The 16,439-nt window shown below is 57.3% G+C and carries 16 protein-coding genes and 1 tRNA gene; 4 read left to right on the top strand and 13 right to left on the bottom strand.

All coding sequences use genetic code 11. The features are described from left to right. Positions 1 to 243 precede the first annotated feature (243 nt). The 6 genes from HMPREF2541_RS03395 to HMPREF2541_RS03370 form a co-directional block, all read right to left on the bottom strand. Complete coding sequence (locus HMPREF2541_RS03395) at positions 244 to 960, bottom strand: SDR family oxidoreductase (RefSeq protein WP_070541718.1); 717 nt, start codon at positions 958 to 960, stop codon at positions 244 to 246. Between the two features lie 251 nt (positions 961 to 1,211). Then, entirely contained in the window at positions 1,212 to 1,880 is a 669-nt protein-coding gene (rpiA, locus tag HMPREF2541_RS03390) for a ribose-5-phosphate isomerase RpiA (protein WP_003822701.1), read from the bottom strand. A 120-nt stretch (positions 1,881 to 2,000) separates the two neighbouring features. Further along, on the bottom strand, positions 2,001 to 2,696 hold the full coding sequence (locus tag HMPREF2541_RS03385) for a hypothetical protein (protein WP_141744189.1): 696 nt from the start codon (positions 2,694 to 2,696) through the stop codon (positions 2,001 to 2,003). A gap of 110 nt (positions 2,697 to 2,806) precedes the next feature. Beyond that, complete coding sequence (gene ispF, locus HMPREF2541_RS03380; protein WP_003822703.1) at positions 2,807 to 3,292, bottom strand: 2-C-methyl-D-erythritol 2,4-cyclodiphosphate synthase; 486 nt, start codon at positions 3,290 to 3,292, stop codon at positions 2,807 to 2,809. Between the two features lie 67 nt (positions 3,293 to 3,359). Continuing rightward, entirely contained in the window at positions 3,360 to 3,950 is a 591-nt protein-coding gene (gene ribA, locus HMPREF2541_RS03375; RefSeq protein WP_003822705.1) for a GTP cyclohydrolase II, read from the bottom strand. 49 nt (positions 3,951 to 3,999) lie between these two features. Beyond that, complete coding sequence (locus HMPREF2541_RS03370; protein WP_035580068.1) at positions 4,000 to 4,653, bottom strand: GAF domain-containing protein; 654 nt, start codon at positions 4,651 to 4,653, stop codon at positions 4,000 to 4,002. 157 nt (positions 4,654 to 4,810) lie between these two features. Between HMPREF2541_RS03370 and HMPREF2541_RS03365 the strand changes: the two genes are divergently transcribed. Continuing rightward, positions 4,811 to 5,677 carry an ATP-binding protein gene (locus HMPREF2541_RS03365; RefSeq protein WP_070541712.1) on the top strand — a complete coding sequence of 289 codons (867 nt, stop codon included), beginning with the start codon at positions 4,811 to 4,813 and terminating at the stop codon, positions 5,675 to 5,677. 95 nt (positions 5,678 to 5,772) lie between these two features. On the opposite strand, the gene HMPREF2541_RS03360 is transcribed toward HMPREF2541_RS03365, so the two are convergent. The 6 genes from HMPREF2541_RS03360 to HMPREF2541_RS03335 all read right to left on the bottom strand — a co-directional run bounded on the left by HMPREF2541_RS03360 (position 5,773) and on the right by HMPREF2541_RS03335 (position 10,967). Continuing rightward, positions 5,773 to 6,432, bottom strand: a complete 660-nt coding sequence (locus HMPREF2541_RS03360; RefSeq protein ID WP_003822708.1) for an HAD family hydrolase — start codon at positions 6,430 to 6,432, stop codon at positions 5,773 to 5,775. Between the two features lie 4 nt (positions 6,433 to 6,436). After that, complete coding sequence (gene hda, locus HMPREF2541_RS03355; protein ID WP_003822709.1) at positions 6,437 to 7,096, bottom strand: DnaA regulatory inactivator Hda; 660 nt, start codon at positions 7,094 to 7,096, stop codon at positions 6,437 to 6,439. 56 nt (positions 7,097 to 7,152) lie between these two features. After that, entirely contained in the window at positions 7,153 to 8,559 is a 1,407-nt protein-coding gene (gene gltX / locus HMPREF2541_RS03350) for a glutamate--tRNA ligase (protein ID WP_070541709.1), read from the bottom strand. 217 nt (positions 8,560 to 8,776) lie between these two features. Continuing rightward, positions 8,777 to 9,931: a trans-sulfuration enzyme family protein gene (locus HMPREF2541_RS03345; protein WP_003822713.1), complete on the bottom strand. Its 1,155-nt coding sequence runs from the start codon at positions 9,929 to 9,931 to the stop codon at positions 8,777 to 8,779. 196 nt (positions 9,932 to 10,127) lie between these two features. After that, positions 10,128 to 10,218, bottom strand: a tRNA-Ser gene (locus HMPREF2541_RS03340). Between the two features lie 56 nt (positions 10,219 to 10,274). After that, complete coding sequence (locus HMPREF2541_RS03335; protein WP_003822715.1) at positions 10,275 to 10,967, bottom strand: class I SAM-dependent methyltransferase; 693 nt, start codon at positions 10,965 to 10,967, stop codon at positions 10,275 to 10,277. A 238-nt stretch (positions 10,968 to 11,205) separates the two neighbouring features. On the opposite strand from HMPREF2541_RS03335, the gene HMPREF2541_RS03330 reads away from it, so the two are divergent. After that, positions 11,206 to 13,470: a LysM peptidoglycan-binding domain-containing protein gene (locus HMPREF2541_RS03330; protein ID WP_070541706.1), complete on the top strand. Its 2,265-nt coding sequence runs from the start codon at positions 11,206 to 11,208 to the stop codon at positions 13,468 to 13,470. Positions 13,471 to 13,571: 101 nt separating this feature from the next. Next, positions 13,572 to 14,204, top strand: coding sequence for an endonuclease III (nth, locus tag HMPREF2541_RS03325; protein WP_003822717.1), 633 nt, complete (start codon positions 13,572 to 13,574; stop codon positions 14,202 to 14,204). 164 nt (positions 14,205 to 14,368) lie between these two features. Here the strand turns inward: nth and HMPREF2541_RS03320 are convergent, their stop codons facing one another. Next, entirely contained in the window at positions 14,369 to 15,256 is an 888-nt protein-coding gene (locus HMPREF2541_RS03320; protein WP_070541702.1) for a VirK/YbjX family protein, read from the bottom strand. A 208-nt stretch (positions 15,257 to 15,464) separates the two neighbouring features. On the opposite strand from HMPREF2541_RS03320, the gene tadA reads away from it, so the two are divergent. Continuing rightward, positions 15,465 to 16,229: a tRNA adenosine(34) deaminase TadA gene (tadA, locus tag HMPREF2541_RS03315; RefSeq protein WP_083296760.1), complete on the top strand. Its 765-nt coding sequence runs from the start codon at positions 15,465 to 15,467 to the stop codon at positions 16,227 to 16,229. Positions 16,230 to 16,439 lie beyond the last annotated feature (210 nt).

Here is a 16,439-nt window from a genome sequence, read left to right as displayed (position 1 = left end):
AGCAAATGTCTAAACTACCGAAACTGTACATTATGCGAACTTTAGTATTGTTCATTTTATGCAGGCTAATTAAGTATACATTCGCTGATTTGAAACAATCTGCAAGGCAGCGAAATATTTTTGTTGTATATAACTAGAGTGTTCAATCTGTAGTTGTTATCTGCATTAGAAACATAAATTTTCAGGTAGCCTTTTCACATGCAATCAGGCTACCTGAAAATCTGCTACACAAATTTAAACTGCTTATAGATATACAATCTCGCCACTGCGGCCTTTGCTTTCCTCGCTCATCCAATACACAAACTCAGGGGCAAGTTCGCTTAATTCGCGGCGTTCGCTGCGAGATTCGCCAGGATGGGTTTTCATGCGTTGCGGGGAATTAACGGGACCAGGAACGAGCACGTTGGCACGCAGATTGGGGAAACGTGCCCATTCATCGGCGGCAACTTTGCACAAATAGTTCAAAGCGGCTTTAGAGGCGCCGAAGCCGCCCCAGTAGGCTTGCGGAGTTTCGCCATGACTCTCGCCGATAAAGGCCACCGAAGCGTCGGAGGCAGCCTGCAGCATAGGCAAACAGGCACGGGTGAGCGCCATGGGGGCGACGGTGTTGATGCGGTATTGGTTTACCCACTCAGCCACGGTTTGGAATTCGAGCGGCGAGAGTGCATAAAAATAGGCGGCACTATGAATGATGCCGTTGAGACGGCCACCGGTGGCTTCGGCTACGGCTTTGGCCAGGCGTTCGTATTCCTGTTCTTCAGCGGCCATCAGGTCGAACACCACGGCAAAGGGCTCGGGGCAGCCGGCGGAAACGATGGCGTCGTACACTTTTTCCAGCTTTTTCTGATGTCTTCCCACCAACACTACGGTGGCGCCGGCTTCGGCACAGGCGCGGGCGACTTCGGCACCGAGGCCTTGTGATGCGCCGGTAATCAGGATGACTCTATCTTGCAGTTTCATGCGTTCCCTTTCTGATGATTGAGCTGGTGATTGGATATGCAGAAACTTGTCTTCCTGCGTAAAGATTGCGTATTTTCAATTGGTTTGATGTTTTCAGGTAGCCTGATAAATGCTGCTTGAGGCTACCTGAAATATGAAAATATCCAGGAGAGCTCTGGCATTTATACACAAGCCTGGGGCAAGTTTGCGCTCCCCATTGCAGGCTGCCATTTTCAGGTAGCCTGCCGCCCTGCCCGGCCAAACGGCTGCAATCAGCTGCCGATTTTGATCACTTCTGCGCCTTCTGCCCGGCCAATAATCAGCACGTGGGCAGGATGGCGGGCAAACAGGCCGTTTTCCACGATACCGGGGATGCGGTTGAGTTCGTCTTCCAGTTTGAGCGGCTCGTTGATCGGCATATTGTGCACATCGATGATTTTATGGCCGCTGTCGGTGGTGAAATTCAAGCGCAGCTGCGGGCTGCCGCCGTATTTGAGCAGCTGGCGCGACACCAGCGAGCGGGCGGCGGGGATGATTTCGATCGGCAGCGGGAATTTGCCCAGCCTGGAAACGTATTTGCTCTCGTCTACGATGCAGACGAATTTTTCGGCGGCGCTGGCCACGATTTTTTCGGCCAACAGCGCGCCGCCGCCGCCTTTAATCATTTGCAGGCTGTGGTTGACTTCGTCGGCGCCGTCGATATACACGGGCAGCTCGTCCGCCTCGGTGAGCGGCACTTCGGGGATGCCGTGTTGTTTCAAAAGTTCGCTGGTAGCTTTGGAGGTGGAAACGGCACCTTTGATGCGGATGCCGCTATTGGCCAGCTCTTCGATGAAAAAGTTTACGGTGCTGCCGGTGCCGATGCCGATGTAGGCATTTTCGGGCACGAATTCGAGGGCTTTTTGGGCGGCGGTGCGTTTGAGTTGGTCTTGGGCGGACATAGTGTTCTCCTGTTAGCGTGATTGGTGGGCTTGGCTTCGTTTCAGGTAGCCTTATTCTACTATGCGGGCGGGAGTTTGGGTATGCAGGCCACCCTGCCCTTTTGCTTTGGCGGACGGGGTTTAGAACTTTGCCCAGCCGGCAAAATCTTTTTTAATTTCCCAGCCTTTTTTCGTAAGCTCGGCGGCATGGGTGGGGAATAAATCCATGATGCAGTCTTGCCATACGTCGGAAAGGCTATCCTTGTAGGGGTAGGCGTATTGTGTTTGTTTCCGCAGGCGCAAACCGGCTTGCAGCAGCGCGCTGAGGCCGTTGAGTAATTCGTGCACAACAGTTTCGCCCAGTTCGTCGAAATAATCTTGGCGGAAGCTGAGCAGCAGGCCGCTCTGCGGCAGGCCGCCGGAGGTGGCGTCATCCAGCGTCAGAGTAAGCGCCGGCGTGGTGTCTTGCTTGGAACAGGTAACGGGGCTAGGGAAATTGGCAAAGAAGTAGGGAAAGTCAAAGGCTTCCGGATGGGTGCTGAGATAGTAGTTATCGGCAAGTTTCTGCAATTTTTCCGCGCGCCACGATAGGCGGCCGAGTTTGACTTCCCCGTTGCTGTCATATTGGCTGGCACCGATGCGCGGTATGCCTTTGATTTTACCTGCGAAGGGGTTGATTTCGTTGATGAAGGCGGGCCAGAAGGCACGGTTTTCAAGGTGTTGCTTGATGCTAAGCGGGGCGAGGAGGATGAAGTTTTGGTGGAGGTTGGTGAATTTCATCGTGCGGCCTTTCCGGCTGGTGGCAGAGAGGCTACCTGAAAAGGAAAGAAGGGGCAAATCCGGTTTCAGGTAGCCTGATGGGGCTTGAGGCTACCTGAAAAACGGGCGGCTTGGCAAATCCGCGTCCCTCCCGCTCGTTTTTCGTTTTTATACGCGGAATTCGGGGTTTATCCGCCAGCCTTTTCCAGCAGCACCACGGCTTGGGCTTCGATGCCTTCCATGCGGCCGAGGTAGCCGAGTTTTTCGTTGGTTTTGCCTTTGATATTGACGCAGTTCTCAGCCAGCCCCAAGTCGGCAGCGATGTTGGCGCGCATGGCGTCGATATGGGGGAGCAGTTTGGGCTGCTGGGCAATAATGGTGCTGTCCACGTTCACTACACGCCAGCCTTGAGCCTGCACCACGGTGTAGGCTTGGCGCAGCAGGGCACGGCTGTCGGCGTCTTTATGTTCGGCGGCGGTGTCGGGGAAGTGGGTGCCGATATCGCCCAAGGCGGCGGCGCCGAGCAGGGCATCGGTGATGGCGTGCAGCAGAGCGTCGGCGTCGGAGTGGCCGAGCAGGCCTTTTTCAAAGGGGATGGTTACGCCGCCGAGGATGAGCGGGCGGCCGGGCACGAGCTGGTGGACGTCGTAGCCTTGTCCGATGCGGAGGGTCATGGAAGTTGCCTTTGTTGGGTGGATTTTAGGTTTCAGGTAGTCTTGGAGCGGGAGGCTACCTGAAAAATTAATTGTCGATCAAATGGCCGAGTTTGGCGGCTTTGGTTTTCAGGTAGCCTGTGTTCTCGCTGTTTTGTCCCACCAAAAGTGGCACGCGTTCGGTGATTTTAATGCCGCTTTTCTCCATCTTGCTGATTTTATCGGGATTATTGGTAAGCAGGCGGATGGAGTGAACGCCGAGGTGTTGGTAGATGGCTTGAGCCAGGCTGAAATCGCGGGCGTCTACGGGCAGGCCGAGGGCGAGGTTGGCTTCTACGGTATCGAGGCCTTGGTCTTGCAGCGCGTAGGCGCGGATTTTATTGATGAGGCCGATGCCGCGTCCTTCTTGGCGCAGATACACAATCACGCCGCGCCCTTCGCGCTGCACGGCCTGCATGGCGGCTTGTAGCTGGGGGCCGCAGTCGCATTTTTGCGAAAACAGGGCGTCGCCGGTGAGGCATTCGGAGTGGATGCGGGAGAGCACGGGCTCGCCGTTGGCGATATTGCCCATGCTCAGGGCGATGTGTTCTTGGCCGCTTGGCTCTTCGAAGCCGTGCATGGTAAAGATGCCGTATTCGGTGGGCAGGCGGCAGGAGGCGATGAATTTTAGCGGGGTCATGGTGCTTGTTTGGTGTGTGGAGTGCTTGTTTTTAACTTTCAGGTAGCCTTTATTCGACGGCGTCTTCCGGCTGCAACAAATCGGCGAGCGGTTCGGTCAAGGCAAGAGCCAGGCCGACCCAGATGCTTTGGGCGGCTTCATCGAAGGCAGCGGTGTGGCCATGTTCGAGATACACCACGCCGAGCACGCGGCCGTTTTCGGCGCATACCGGTACGGCCAGCTGGCTGCCGGGGCGGTGGCGGCTACCGGCGAGGTCGCCGTTTTGCAGCCATTGGGCAACGTCGTCTATTTGGTTCAGCCAGCCGGTTTGCGCGCTGCGCGTGGCCAGGTGGGCGGTGTGCGCGGCTTCTAAGTCTTGCTCTACGGCAAGCAGCTTTTCCAACGGCTCGCCTTGCGCCACCAGGTGCAGCAGGCTAACTGGTGTGTGCAGCAGATACACGGCGGCGCTGCGGCAGGGGCTAGCGGTATAGGCGGAATCAAGCGCCATAAAGATTTGGCGCAACCGGGCGTGGTGCGCTTCGTTGCGCGGCAGATGCTGCTCCAATACGCCGTCCGCACTGCGATACCACAGGATTTCCGGCTCAATCTCCGCCCTGCCCGCCGCCATCACGCTACTGGCAGTGAGCATGGCGATCTGCACCGCCTCTGCCGGCAGTTTCAGGCCTTGGGTGCGCAGGTAGTCTTGAATCAATGCGGTGCTCATGGCGGCTTTCCTGAAAAATGGGCAATGATACTGCCAGAGCGGGCAAATGACAATTTCCATTGCCATAGCAACCAGCTATCGCCGCCCTGCCCCTTGTGCCGTGCCGCCATTTTCAGGTAGCCTTCTCTCCTTTGATAACCAGCCATCCAACCGCGCCATGAAACTCAAACCCTTCCTCACCCAGGCTGCCTCCGTGCTGCGCCGCCTCGACCAAATCCTGCCGCCCGAACAGCGCGAACCCGATTGGCAAGCCATCGCCTTCCGCTGGCAGAAACATGGCAACGGCGGCTTGCTCACCGCCCTGCCCCGCCCGCACACTTTTCCCCTCGCCCGCCTGTGTGCCATCAGCCCGCAAACCCAGCGCCTGGTGCGCAACACCGAGCAATTCCTCGCCGGCCGCTCGGCCAACAATGCCCTGCTTACCGGCGCGCGCGGCACAGGCAAATCCTCGCTGATTAAAGCCCTGCTGCACGAATACGCCGAGCGCGGCCTGCGCCTGATTGAAGTAGACAAACACGACCTGGCCGGCCTGCCCGCCCTGCTCGATTTGCTCGCCCCGCGCAGCGAAAAATTCATCGTTTTCTGCGACGACCTCTCCTTTGAAGACGGCGAAGACAGCTACAAAGCCCTTAAAACCGCGCTGGACGGCGGCCTCTCCCGCCGCGCCGACAACGTGCTGGTGTATGCCACCTCCAACCGCCGCCACCTCATGCCCGAACACATGACCGACAACCTCGCCCGCACCGGCGAGCGCGGCGAAGTGCACCAGCAGGAAGCCGTGGAAGAAAAAGTCTCCCTCTCCGACCGCTTCGGCCTTTGGCTCAGCTTCTATCCCTTCAGCCAAGAAGACTATCTTGCCGCTGCCGAAAGCTGGCTGGCCGATGCCGGCCTGCCGCTGGACGACACCGCCCGCCGCGCCGCCCTCCAATGGGCACAGATGCGCGGCAGCCGCTCCGGCCGCACCGCCTACCAGTTCGCCTGCGATTGGGCCGGCCGCCTGCCGCACGAGCGGGAAGTGGATTAGCCGTTTGGAATAGATACAAATCAAAGGCTACCTGAAACCCTGGTTTGGATTTTCAGGTAGCCTTTTTTCATACTGCGGCTAAGCCGCTAGCATCATCACACAAAATCCAAAATCGGCCAGCCGCGCTGTGCGGCGGTGAGGGTGAGCACAGGGTCGGGATTAACGGCTACGGGCTGGTTTACTTGCTCCAAGAGCGGCAGGTCGTTGCGGGAATCGCTGTAGAAATAAACTTTTTCGTAGTCGGCCTGGCTTTGGCCGCGTTCGGCCAGCCATTGGTGCAGGCGGGTTACTTTGCCCTCTTGGAAGCTGGGCGTGCCTATCGGGCGGCCGGTGTAGTTGCCTTCATCATCGGTTTCAAGGCTGATACCGATGATGTTTTCAATGCCGAATTCGCGGGCGATGGGGGTGATGATGAATTCGTTGGTGGCGGAAATCAACAGCAGGGTGTCGCCCGCGTCGCGGTGGCTATCGACCAGCATTCTGGCCATTTGGGTGATACTTGGGCGGATGCGCTGCATAAACTCGCGGTGCATTTCGTCCAACTCGGCGCGGCTGTATTCGGCCAGCGGGCGCAGGACGAAGGCGAGATAGGCATCGAGATCGAGGCAGCCTTTGCGGTAGTCTTGGTCGAACGCTTGATGGCGCTGCATATCGGCATCGCTGAAGATGCCTTTTTCGTACAGGAAATTACTCCATTCGCTGCTGGAGTCGCAGTTGATGAGGGTGTGGTCGAGGTCGAAGATGGCGAGGTTCATTGGTTTAAATATCCTGTTGCAGCAGTTGTTTGAGCAGGGGCAGCGTGATGGGGCGGTGGCTGGCCAGGGCATGGCGGTCGAGCGCGTCGAGCATGGCCATCAGGCTGCCGATGTCGCGCCGCCAGTGGTGCAGCAGGTAGCGGAAAATATCGGGCGAAATGCGGATTTGGCGGCGGCGGGCGGCTTCAACCAAGGCGGCGATTTTTTCTTCGTCGCTGAGCGGTTTGATTTCATACACCAGGCAGTAGCCCATGCGGGTGCGCAGGTCTTCGCGCACGGCTAAGCGCGGCGGCGGCACGCTGGCGCCAATCAGGAGCGCGCCCTGCCGGCTTTGGCGGATGTGGTTGCAGAAATTAAACAATTCGGCTTGACCGTCGGCATCGAGGCTGTCGATTTGGTCGAGGGCGAGATGGCAGCCTGCCGGCGGCATCTCGTGCAATGGCTCGTTGGCAGCATTCAGGTAGCGTGCGCTCAATCCGGCCGCTTCGGCCTGTGCCGCCCAGGCTTGGAGCAAATGGCTTTTGCCGGCGCCGGCCGGCCCCCACACATACACAAAAGGCTCGTGCTGTTCACGCAACACTTGTAACAGCTCGCGGTTGCCCTGGCCGAGAAAGGTGTCGAAACTCGGCGGGGCAGCGGGAAAATCGAGGATGAGTTGATTCATGATGTGATGGAGGCTACCTGAAACAGGGTAGATGCTTTCAGGTAGCCTTTCGCGGTTTAAGCCGATTCGCGGATACGGCGCAGCACTTCTTTTTTGCCGATTAAGGCCAGCACGGCATCCACGCTCGGTGTTTTGGCGGTGCCGCACACGGCCAGGCGCAGCGGCATACCGAGTTTGCCCATTTTGATGCCTTCGGCTTCGCAGAATGTGGGGAATAAGGCGTGGATGTTTTCTGCCGTCCAATCCTGTTCTGCCAGCTCGGCCAGTTTTTCGGCAAAACGCTGCATCCGCGCGGGAGCTTCGCTATCCCAATGTTTGGCCACATCGGCTTCCAACGGCACGGCTTTGCGGTAGAAGTAGGTGCATTCGGCGGCCAGTGCGTTTAAATCGTGGGCGCGGTCTTTCACCAATGCCAGCACGTCTTCCAGTTTGGGGCTACCTGAAACCACAACACCTTGTTTTTCCAAGCGAGGCAGCACCAGTTTGGCCAGTTCGGCGTTGCTTGTGGCTTTGATGTGTTCGGCGTTGATCCAATACAGTTTTTTTGCATCCATGCGGCTGGCGGAGGAAGAAACGTGTTCCAGCTCAAACCATTGCACGAACTGCTCCATATTGAAAAACTCGTCGTCGCCGTGCGCCCAGCCCAAGCGGGCGAGGTAGTTGAGCAGAGCCTCGGGCAGAATGCCCAAGTCTTCGTATTCGGTAATTGCTACGGTGTCGCCGCTGCGTTTTGAGATTTTTTTGCCCTGCTCGTTCAGAATCATGGGCAGGTGGGCGTATTCGGGCGGGGTGGCACCGAGGGCTTTGAAAATGTTGATTTGTTTCGGCGTGTTGTTCACATGGTCGTCGCCACGGATAACGTGGGTGATGCCCATGTCCATATCGTCGGCCACCACGCAGAAGTTGTAGGTGGGCGTGCCATCGGCGCGGGCGATGATGAGGTCGTCGAGCGCGGCATTGGGAATGCTGATTTCGCCTTTTACCAAATCATTCCAGCGGGTAACGCCGTCGGTCGGCATTTTGAAGCGGACAACTGGCTCTACCCCTGCGGGAATTTCCGGCAGTGTTTTGCCGGCTTCCGGCCGCCAGCGGCGGTCGTAAGTGGCCGTGCCTTCGCGCTCGGCTTTTTCGCGCATCTGCTCCAATTCTTCTTTGCTGCAATAGCAATGGTAGGCATGGCCTGAATTAAGCAGTTGTTGGATTAACTCTTTATAGCGCGGGAAGTTTTGGGTTTGGTAAACGATATTATCGGCATTGTCGGCGTGCAGGCCTACCCATTGCATGCCGTTGAGAATGATTTGCACGGATTCGGCGGTGGAGCGCTCCAAATCGGTGTCTTCGATGCGCAGCAGGAATTCGCCGCCGTGGTGCTTGGCAAATGCCCATGAATACAGCGCGGTGCGCACGCCGCCGATATGCAGGTAGCCGGTGGGGCTGGGGGCGAAACGGGTTTTGATGGTCATGATGTTGGCTTTCAGAATGAGATAGATAGCGGATTAGCAAGCTTTCGATACCAAGCGAACCAACGCCGTGGTAAAACTTTAGTGAATCCGCTATTGGGAAAGGGCGTATTGTAGCGGATTGGGCTGGCTTCGGGGAATGTGGCGGCAGATAAAAGGCTACCTGAAATGCCATGCAGCACAATTTTCAGGTAGCCTGTTTGCCATTCTGGCAGGCGCGTTACAGCGTGGTGTTCAATGCAGTATCGATATCGCGCCAAATGTCTTCAATATCCTCAATGCCCACGGAGAAGCGCAGCAGGCCTTCGCGGATGCCGAGTTTTTCTTTTACCGCAGGGCTCATGCCGCTGTGCGACTGGCTGAAAGAATGGTTCACCAGGCTTTCCACGCCGCCAAGGCTGGCGGCCATGTGCAGTAGTTTGAGGTTGCGGATAACAGAATCGGCAGCGGCTTGGCCGTCTTTCTTCAAATATACCGACACCACGCCGCCGAAGCCGCGCATTTGGCGTTTGGCTAATTCGTGGTGCTCATGGCTGGACAGGCCCGGATAGAACACTTTAGCCACGGCGGGATGTTGTTCCAAGCGGCGGGCGAGCTCGGCAGCGTTGGCCAGGTGCTGCTTCATGCGCACAGAGAGGGTCTTGATGCCGCGTAATACCAAGGCGCAATCCATCGGCCCGGCAATGCCGCCGGTGTTCACCAAGGTGCTTTGCAGGCGTTGAGCCCAGGCTTCTTCCTTGGCTACCACAATGCCCATCAGCACGTCGGAATGGCCGCAGAGGTATTTGGTGGCGGAATGGAACACAATGTCGCAGCCCATATCGAGCGGGTTTTGCAGATAGGGAGTGGCGAAGGTGTTGTCGATGCCCACCACCGCGCCGGCAGCTTTGGCTTTTTGCGCCAACAAAGGGATGTCCACCAGCCGCAGCAGCGGATTGCTGGGGCTTTCCAGCCACACGAGTTTCACTTTGTGTTCGGCCAGGAGCTTATCGAGGTTTTCAGGTAGCGTGAGGTCGGCGAACACGACGTTTACGCCCCATTGGGCATATACTTCGGTGAGCAGGTCGTAGGCGCCGCCGTAGATATCGGCTACGGCGATGATGGTGTCGCCGGGGCGCAATACGGTGCGGAATACGGCATCAATGCCGGCCATGCCGCTGCCGAAGGCGAAGCCGGCGCAGCCGTGCTCCAATTCGGCCACGGTGTCTTCCAAAATTTTGCGCGTGGGATTGGCGAGGCGGGAATAGCGGTAGGGGATGTTTTCGCCGATTTGGTGCATGGCGAACATGCTGTTTTGATAAATCGGCGGCATAATGGCGCGGTTGTGCTCATCAGGGTTGTAGCTGCTGTGGATGATTTCGGTATCAAAATGCATGGGTTCTCCTTTCAGGTAGCCTCTGATAGCTGAAGCTCTTCCTATAGCGTTGGCTCGCTTGGTGGGAAAATAATTGCTTCGCTATATGGCCGTATTGGCGATGGTGCCGGTTGCGGTAGATACAAAAAAACAGCCGAGCAGGGTAGCCGGCTGTTTTGACTTGGCTTCGCAAAGCCGATGCTCTGCAAAAATATTCTGGCGGAAAGGAAGGGATTCGAACCCTCGATACGCTATTCACGTATACACGCTTTCCAGGCGTGCGACTTCAACCACTCATCCACCTTTCCGAGGTAAGGTGCGCGATTATACTAAAACCCTCACGGCAACACAACCATTTTCTGCCCTACCCCTGGCGGCAATTTCCCGGCAACAATGAAAAGCCTTCGCCCCGCAGTTTGCCGGCCTTTTCGCGCAGCGGGGTGAGCGGATACACCGTTTTCACTGCCGCCAAACCATAAGCCGCAGCGGCTGCCGGCCACCAGCGGTTGCCAGCCAGCTCCATAAAGTGCCAGCGCTGCAGCGCCCGCTCGTTCTCCCACGGCGGCACATAGGCCATAAACCGCCCCGTATCCGGCCTGAAACCGGCCTCAGCCAGCATCCGTCTCACTTTCGGCAACGGCAGCGCATGGGCGCGCAGGCCGAGTTGTTTTTCAGGTAGCCCGAATCGCCACAGCGAATACGGGTTAAACCCGCTGAGCACCAACTTGCCATTGGGCAGCAATACGCGGAAACACTCCCGCAGCAACTCTTCCGGCTGCGCGCATAATTCCAAACCGTGCGGTAGCAACAAAGTCTGCACGCTGCCTGACAACAGCGGCAGTTGCGGCAGTGCGCACACCACATCTGCCTGCGCCCTACCCCGCCCCAGCCGCACCACCTGCTGCGGCCAGCAATCCCAGCAGCAGAGCGAAGCAACTACGGTGATGCCGTATGGATCAGCCGTATGCGCGGCAAAGAACGCCTGCTCCGCTGCTTTCAGGTAGCCTCCTGTGGCGGTGTTGTCCAGCCATTCGGCCAACCTGTTTTCTTCTATCATGCCACCTCCTCATTCTGCCAGCCATCATACCGATCAAACAAAATTTTGCAAAACACAGCGTAAAGAAACCTGCCGGAAAAGAGAGTTCGGACGCACTCTCGTGTTATCATTCTACCTTTGCGCATGCCGTATCGGCAAAGCGCCCAGCTGCGGCTTGACACCATTTCCGCCCAGCCTTTAATATCCAAAAAAATTTATCCAATCATAACGTTAACCACAACGGACTCATTCCTCTGCCATGAGTAAATTGAAATTTCTTTCCTTGGCCATTTTAAGCCTGGGAATCCCGGCTTCTGCCCTCGCCCAAACTTATACGCCGGAGCAGATTGCCGCCTCCATCACCAATCTCAACGCTGCCATCCTGCGTAATCTCTCCTCCCACCACAATAATTTGTGGGGGCGTATGCGGCAAGACTTCCGCATGAGCGAAGTCAACCCGGAAATCGTGCGCCGCCACGAAACCTACTACAGCACCCGCAGCGCCTATTTCAACCGCACTGTGGAGCGCAGCCGCCCCTATCTTTACCACATTCTCTCCGAAGTGGAAAAGCGCAACATGCCTTCCGAAATTGCCCTGTTGCCGTTTATTGAGAGCGCATTCGTGACCAAAGCCCGCTCCCACGTGGGCGCCTCCGGCTTGTGGCAGTTTATGCCCGCCACCGGCCGCCACTACGGCCTAACGCAAAACAATATTTACGATGGCCGCCACGACATCTATGCTTCCACCAATGCCGCGTTAAACTATCTGCAATATCTGCACAATATGTTCGGCGACTGGTCGCTCGCATTGGCCGCCTACAATTGGGGCGAAGGCAACGTAAGCCGTGCCGTAAACCGCGCCCGCAGCCAGGGGCTCGAGCCGGTGTATGAAAACCTCAATATGCCCAACGAAACGCGCAATTATGTGCCCAAGCTGCTGGCCGTACGCAACCTCGTGAGCAACCCGCAAGTGTTCGGCCTAAACCTTTCCAACATCGAAAACAAGCCCTATTTCGAAGCCATCAGCATCAACAGCCCGATGGACATTAACGCCATCACCCGCCTGGCCAATATCAGCCAAGCCGAATTTGAAGCGCTCAACCCCAGTTTCAAAGTGCCCGTATTCATGCCCGAAAACGGCCAGCGCAAACTGCTTCTGCCCGTAGGCGCGGTAAACGCCTTCGAGCGCAATCTGCGCAATGCGCCCAAAGAATCCCTGCTCTCCTACGACATCCTGCGCTCTGACGGCGCCACCACCCTCAGCGACATCGCCGACCGCAACGGCGTGAGCGTGGCCGACCTGCGCCGCACCAACGGCTTGAGCAGCAATACCATCCGTGCCGGTCTGCCTATCCTCGTGACCAAAAACAGCCTGAACAACAGCCAGCTAGGCCGCGGCGTACAGATGCTGGCTGATAACAAGCCCGCCGGCGACGACCCGCTGGGCAACCTTATCCGCCGCAATAGCCAAAACGTAGCCGAACGCACCAGCACCGTGGCTGCTGCCAAACCTGCTGCCCAGCCTGTTGCCACACCGCCCGCCCCCGTTCAGGTAGCCTCAGCCCAACCGGCTCGCCCGCCTGAGCCCATTCGTGTGCCCGTACAGCAGACAACAAACCCAGCCCCTGCCGCTTTTGCCGCGTTGGCTGCCAACAGCCCCCGCCCCGCCGAGCCTGCGCCTCGTGTAACCAGCTCGCCTGATATTCAGGTAGCCTCGGCTCCAACGATTACCCAAACAGCTGCCCAAACCGTAGAGCAACCTGCTGCTTCCAGCAATATCAACACCCCAACAGACAGGCTACCTGAAACCGCCGAGCTTGCTGACAACAGCAACCTTCAACCCGACCCATTGATGTCCTTGGCCAATAGCAGCAGCACGGATAACGACACCACACCTGTCGATACCGATGAAGCCGATAATGGCAATAGCGCCGCAGCCGCCGTGCGCGCCTCCTTAGCCCAAACTGAAGCCCAGGAAACCCGCCGCCAAGCCCAAGCTGAAGCTCGCCGCACCAATAATGCCGGCTTCGGCCAACTGGCCGCCAACACCGGCAACAACCAACGCCGCGCTGCCCGCCAAGAGCAGCAGGCCAACCGCCGTGGTGCGCAAACAGTCACCCATAAAGTGCAGTCCGGCGAATCGCTGTATTCCATTGCCCGCCGCTACAACGTAGACGTGGCCGACCTCAGCCGTGCCAACAACCTGCGCGGCAACAACATCCGCACCGGCCAAGTATTGCATGTGAGCACCAGCAGCAATCAACAGGCTGCCAACCGCCATGCTGACAACAAACCTAACAGCCGCAACGAACGCGGCAACGAGCGTAACAACCACGCCGGCAACGATCGCAATGGCAGAAACGGCCGCCAGCAAACCGTGTCCCACACCGTGCGCAGCGGCGATACCCTGCAATCCATCGCCCGCCGCTACAATACCTCCGTGGCCGACATCAAGCGCAGCAACAACTTGAGCAACAGCGTGCTGCACCCCGGCCAAAAACTGCGCGTGAGCAGCGGCACTTAACCGTTGCCCAAACCTGCAACGTTTTCAGGTAGCCTCAATTAAGGCTACCTGAAAATATTTCTACAGCTTATCCAGTAAGTTACAAACACCTCCTGTCAAACATGAACCCGCAAAAACGCCGCGAAATCTTCCAGCGCCTGCACGACGCCAACCCCAACCCCACCACCGAGCTGGTGTTTCACAGCCCCTTCGAGCTGCTCATCGCCGTGCTGCTTTCTGCCCAAGCCACCGACAAAGGCGTGAACAAAGCTACTGCCAAACTCTTTGCCGTGGCCAACACTCCGCAAGCCATCCTCGATTTGGGTCTAGACCAACTGATGGAATATACCCGTACCATCGGCCTCTACCAAACCAAATCTAAACACATTATGCAAACCTGCCGCCTGCTCCTGGAAAAGCACGGCGGCGAAGTGCCGAATACCCGCGAAGCGCTCGAAGAGCTGCCCGGCGTCGGCCGCAAAACCGCCAATGTTGTGCTCAACACTGCCTTCGGCCAACCGACCATGGCTGTAGATACCCACATTTTCCGCGTGGCCAACCGCATGAATCTTGCCCCCGGCAAAAATGTGCGCGAAGTAGAAGACAAACTCATGCGCTTCGTGCCCAAAGAATTCCTGCTCAACGCCCACCATTGGCTCATCCTGCACGGCCGCTACACCTGCAAGGCGCAAAAACCCCAATGCCACGAATGCATCGTGTATGACTTATGCGAATACAAAGGCAAAACGGTTTAAATCAATAAAGCCAAGCCCTGTATTTTTCAGGTAGCCTCTCAATAATAAGGCAGGCTACCTGAACAGACAGGGCTTGGTTTTGGGGTGGCAGATATGTTTCAGGTAGCCTCTCACTGGTTTGGAGGCTACCTGAAACATAATGCGCACGCTGTGCTGCTCAATAATCAACTTTCCGAACGAAAGAAGCGGCGGATATCCTGCTCCAGCGTATCCAGCATTTCATAGCGTTTGCGGTACATAGAGCGTTTTTTGCTTTGCACTTCTTCCAGCGGCGTGCGCTCGATTTGAGTGGGCAGCCGCCAATAGCCGGTGGCCTCGAGGCTGCCTTGGTTTTCCTGCCAGAAGGCATCGTAGTTGAACAGCAGGCGGCTGGAGTCGTTCCAGCGGAATTTAGCCTGGCTTTTGTGCGGAATGCCGTAGAGCTCGCAGCCGAGTTCCGCAGCCATCAGCTTAAATACGTTCACCATCATAAACATCGGCCGCACGCCGTGCAGCTGCTTGGTGGTGTGGCGGATAAGCTCGGGGGCATCGCTGCTGTGTGGCCCTTGGATGGAGGTAATCAGCAGGCCGTTGGGCGCGATAAAGCTGAACACGGCATCGTAAATGCGGCTGCGCTCGGTGCTTTGCAGGCTCACCAAAAAGAAGCCTTCCAACGGGTCTTTGTGGTTGATATTCAAACTGATGGAGAGCTCGGGCGCGGGATGGTTGAGCACGACGGTGCGCTGCGTTACCAACTCTTGCCACTTGGCAGCGGAAGGCTTGTTTTGTGCCAAAGTGAAGTTGTTGATTACCGCTTGCAATCGCGCGTTCCTGTCGAAGCGGTTGTCGGCATAAGTATCCAGCACGGCGCGGGCGGCATAGGGATTGTGTCGGAAAATCGGTGCCCACATCGGATGTTGGTTGATGAAGGCGGTAAACTCTTCGCATTGCCGCCGCGCCAGCAGGCGTTGGATTTGGTCGCGCAGATACACCACCGCATATTTGCGGATGCCCCGTTCGCGCAAATTGGGATACTGTTCGTCGAAAGTGGGAAAGTAAAATAAATCAGACATAAGCGCCCATATTATGCCAAACGGCGCCGGGCCGTTTGCGTGAAAAACAAAGCGATGCCGGGCAAAAGCCGACCATCGAAAAGCGGCCAATCCTACCCGATTTGCCAACGGCCTTGCAAGGCTTGCCGCCGAGAATGAAGGCTACCTGAAAACCTATCTCTGCTTTTCAGGTAGCCTCCCGTCTTGCCTCAACTGTAGCCGCGCAATTATGATGCTGCCCATTCGATCATTATTCCCGTCCATTATGCACGCCATCCCGCTCACCACGCCCCCGCTTGCTCCCAAAACCCGGCAAGCGCTGCTCGAACTGGGCATAGCCGACACCGCCGAGCTGCGCCGCACCACGCCCGCCACCGCTTTCCTGCTGCTCAAAGCCAGCGGCCTCACCGTGACCGAATCCACGCTGTGGCAGCTGGTATTGTTGGCCGAAGGGCGGGAAGGCTACCTGAACGAAGCCGAGCAGGCCGCGTGGCGCGCCAAATTGCGTGCCCATCGCCCGGTGGCGCTATTCCCGCCACCGGAAGAAAGCGAACATTGGATGCAGCAGGCATTGCAACTGGCCGAGCAGGCCTTGGCCGCAGGCGAAGTGCCGGTGGGCGCAGTGGTGGTGCGCCGGGGCGAAATCATCGGTCGCGGCGCCAATGCCTGCGTGGCCGAACACAGCGTGTGCCGCCATGCCGAAATCGCCGCACTTACCGAAGCCGGCCGCCGATTGGGCAACTACCGGCTGGACGGCTGCGATTTATACGTTACCCTCGAGCCGTGCAGCATGTGCGCCGGTGCCATCATGCAATCGAGAATCCGCCGCCTGATTTACGCGGCTGCCGAGCCAAAAACCGGTGCTGCCGGCAGCATGCTCGACCTGTTTGCCAACAAACAGCTCAACCCGCACACCGCCGTGCAAGGCGGCGTGTTGGCAGCGGAAAGTGCGCAGCTGCTGCAACGTTTTTTTCAGGAGCGGCGGCAAGGATAGCGTGGATTAAAATAAGGCGGCGAGCCGCAGGCTGCATACATATACGGCCAAGCGAGCCACCGCAGCAGCATTCTTATTTTGATTCACGATAAATGCCGATTTGAGATAAGCCACCTATACCTGAAAAACAGTAGCGGATAGTTTTCAGGTAGCCTTTAATCATCCGCCAACCGCTACTATAGTGAATTAACAAAAATCAGGACAAGGCGA

This window comes from Eikenella sp. HMSC061C02, from assembly GCF_001809035.1.
GTDB classification, from domain to species: domain Bacteria; phylum Pseudomonadota; class Gammaproteobacteria; order Burkholderiales; family Neisseriaceae; genus Eikenella; species Eikenella corrodens.
The sequence above is the reverse complement of the archived record's forward strand: the minus strand, read 5'-3'. Positions and strand labels throughout refer to the sequence as shown.

What these genes read in the sequence shown, in the direction of transcription:
- hda (WP_003822709.1), bottom strand. Translation starts at nt 7,096, where the DNA reads ATGAATCAACTCATCCTCGATTTTCCCGCTGCCCCGCCGAGTTTCGAC.
- ispF (WP_003822703.1), bottom strand. Translation starts at nt 3,292, where the DNA reads ATGACCCTCCGCATCGGACAAGGCTACGACGTCCACCAGCTCGTGCCC.
- gltX (WP_070541709.1), bottom strand. Translation starts at nt 8,559, where the DNA reads ATGACCATCAAAACCCGTTTCGCCCCCAGCCCCACCGGCTACCTGCAT.
- HMPREF2541_RS03370 (WP_035580068.1), bottom strand. Translation starts at nt 4,653, where the DNA reads ATGAGCACCGCATTGATTCAAGACTACCTGCGCACCCAAGGCCTGAAA.
- ribA (WP_003822705.1), bottom strand. Translation starts at nt 3,950, where the DNA reads ATGACCCCGCTAAAATTCATCGCCTCCTGCCGCCTGCCCACCGAATAC.
- rpiA (WP_003822701.1), bottom strand. Translation starts at nt 1,880, where the DNA reads ATGTCCGCCCAAGACCAACTCAAACGCACCGCCGCCCAAAAAGCCCTC.
- tadA (WP_083296760.1), top strand. Translation starts at nt 15,465, where the DNA reads ATGATGCTGCCCATTCGATCATTATTCCCGTCCATTATGCACGCCATC.
- HMPREF2541_RS03395 (WP_070541718.1), bottom strand. Translation starts at nt 960, where the DNA reads ATGAAACTGCAAGATAGAGTCATCCTGATTACCGGCGCATCACAAGGC.
- HMPREF2541_RS03335 (WP_003822715.1), bottom strand. Translation starts at nt 10,967, where the DNA reads ATGATAGAAGAAAACAGGTTGGCCGAATGGCTGGACAACACCGCCACA.
- HMPREF2541_RS03320 (WP_070541702.1), bottom strand. Translation starts at nt 15,256, where the DNA reads ATGTCTGATTTATTTTACTTTCCCACTTTCGACGAACAGTATCCCAAT.
- HMPREF2541_RS03330 (WP_070541706.1), top strand. Translation starts at nt 11,206, where the DNA reads ATGAGTAAATTGAAATTTCTTTCCTTGGCCATTTTAAGCCTGGGAATC.
- HMPREF2541_RS03360 (WP_003822708.1), bottom strand. Translation starts at nt 6,432, where the DNA reads ATGAACCTCGCCATCTTCGACCTCGACCACACCCTCATCAACTGCGAC.
- HMPREF2541_RS03365 (WP_070541712.1), top strand. Translation starts at nt 4,811, where the DNA reads ATGAAACTCAAACCCTTCCTCACCCAGGCTGCCTCCGTGCTGCGCCGC.
- HMPREF2541_RS03345 (WP_003822713.1), bottom strand. Translation starts at nt 9,931, where the DNA reads ATGCATTTTGATACCGAAATCATCCACAGCAGCTACAACCCTGATGAG.
- nth (WP_003822717.1), top strand. Translation starts at nt 13,572, where the DNA reads ATGAACCCGCAAAAACGCCGCGAAATCTTCCAGCGCCTGCACGACGCC.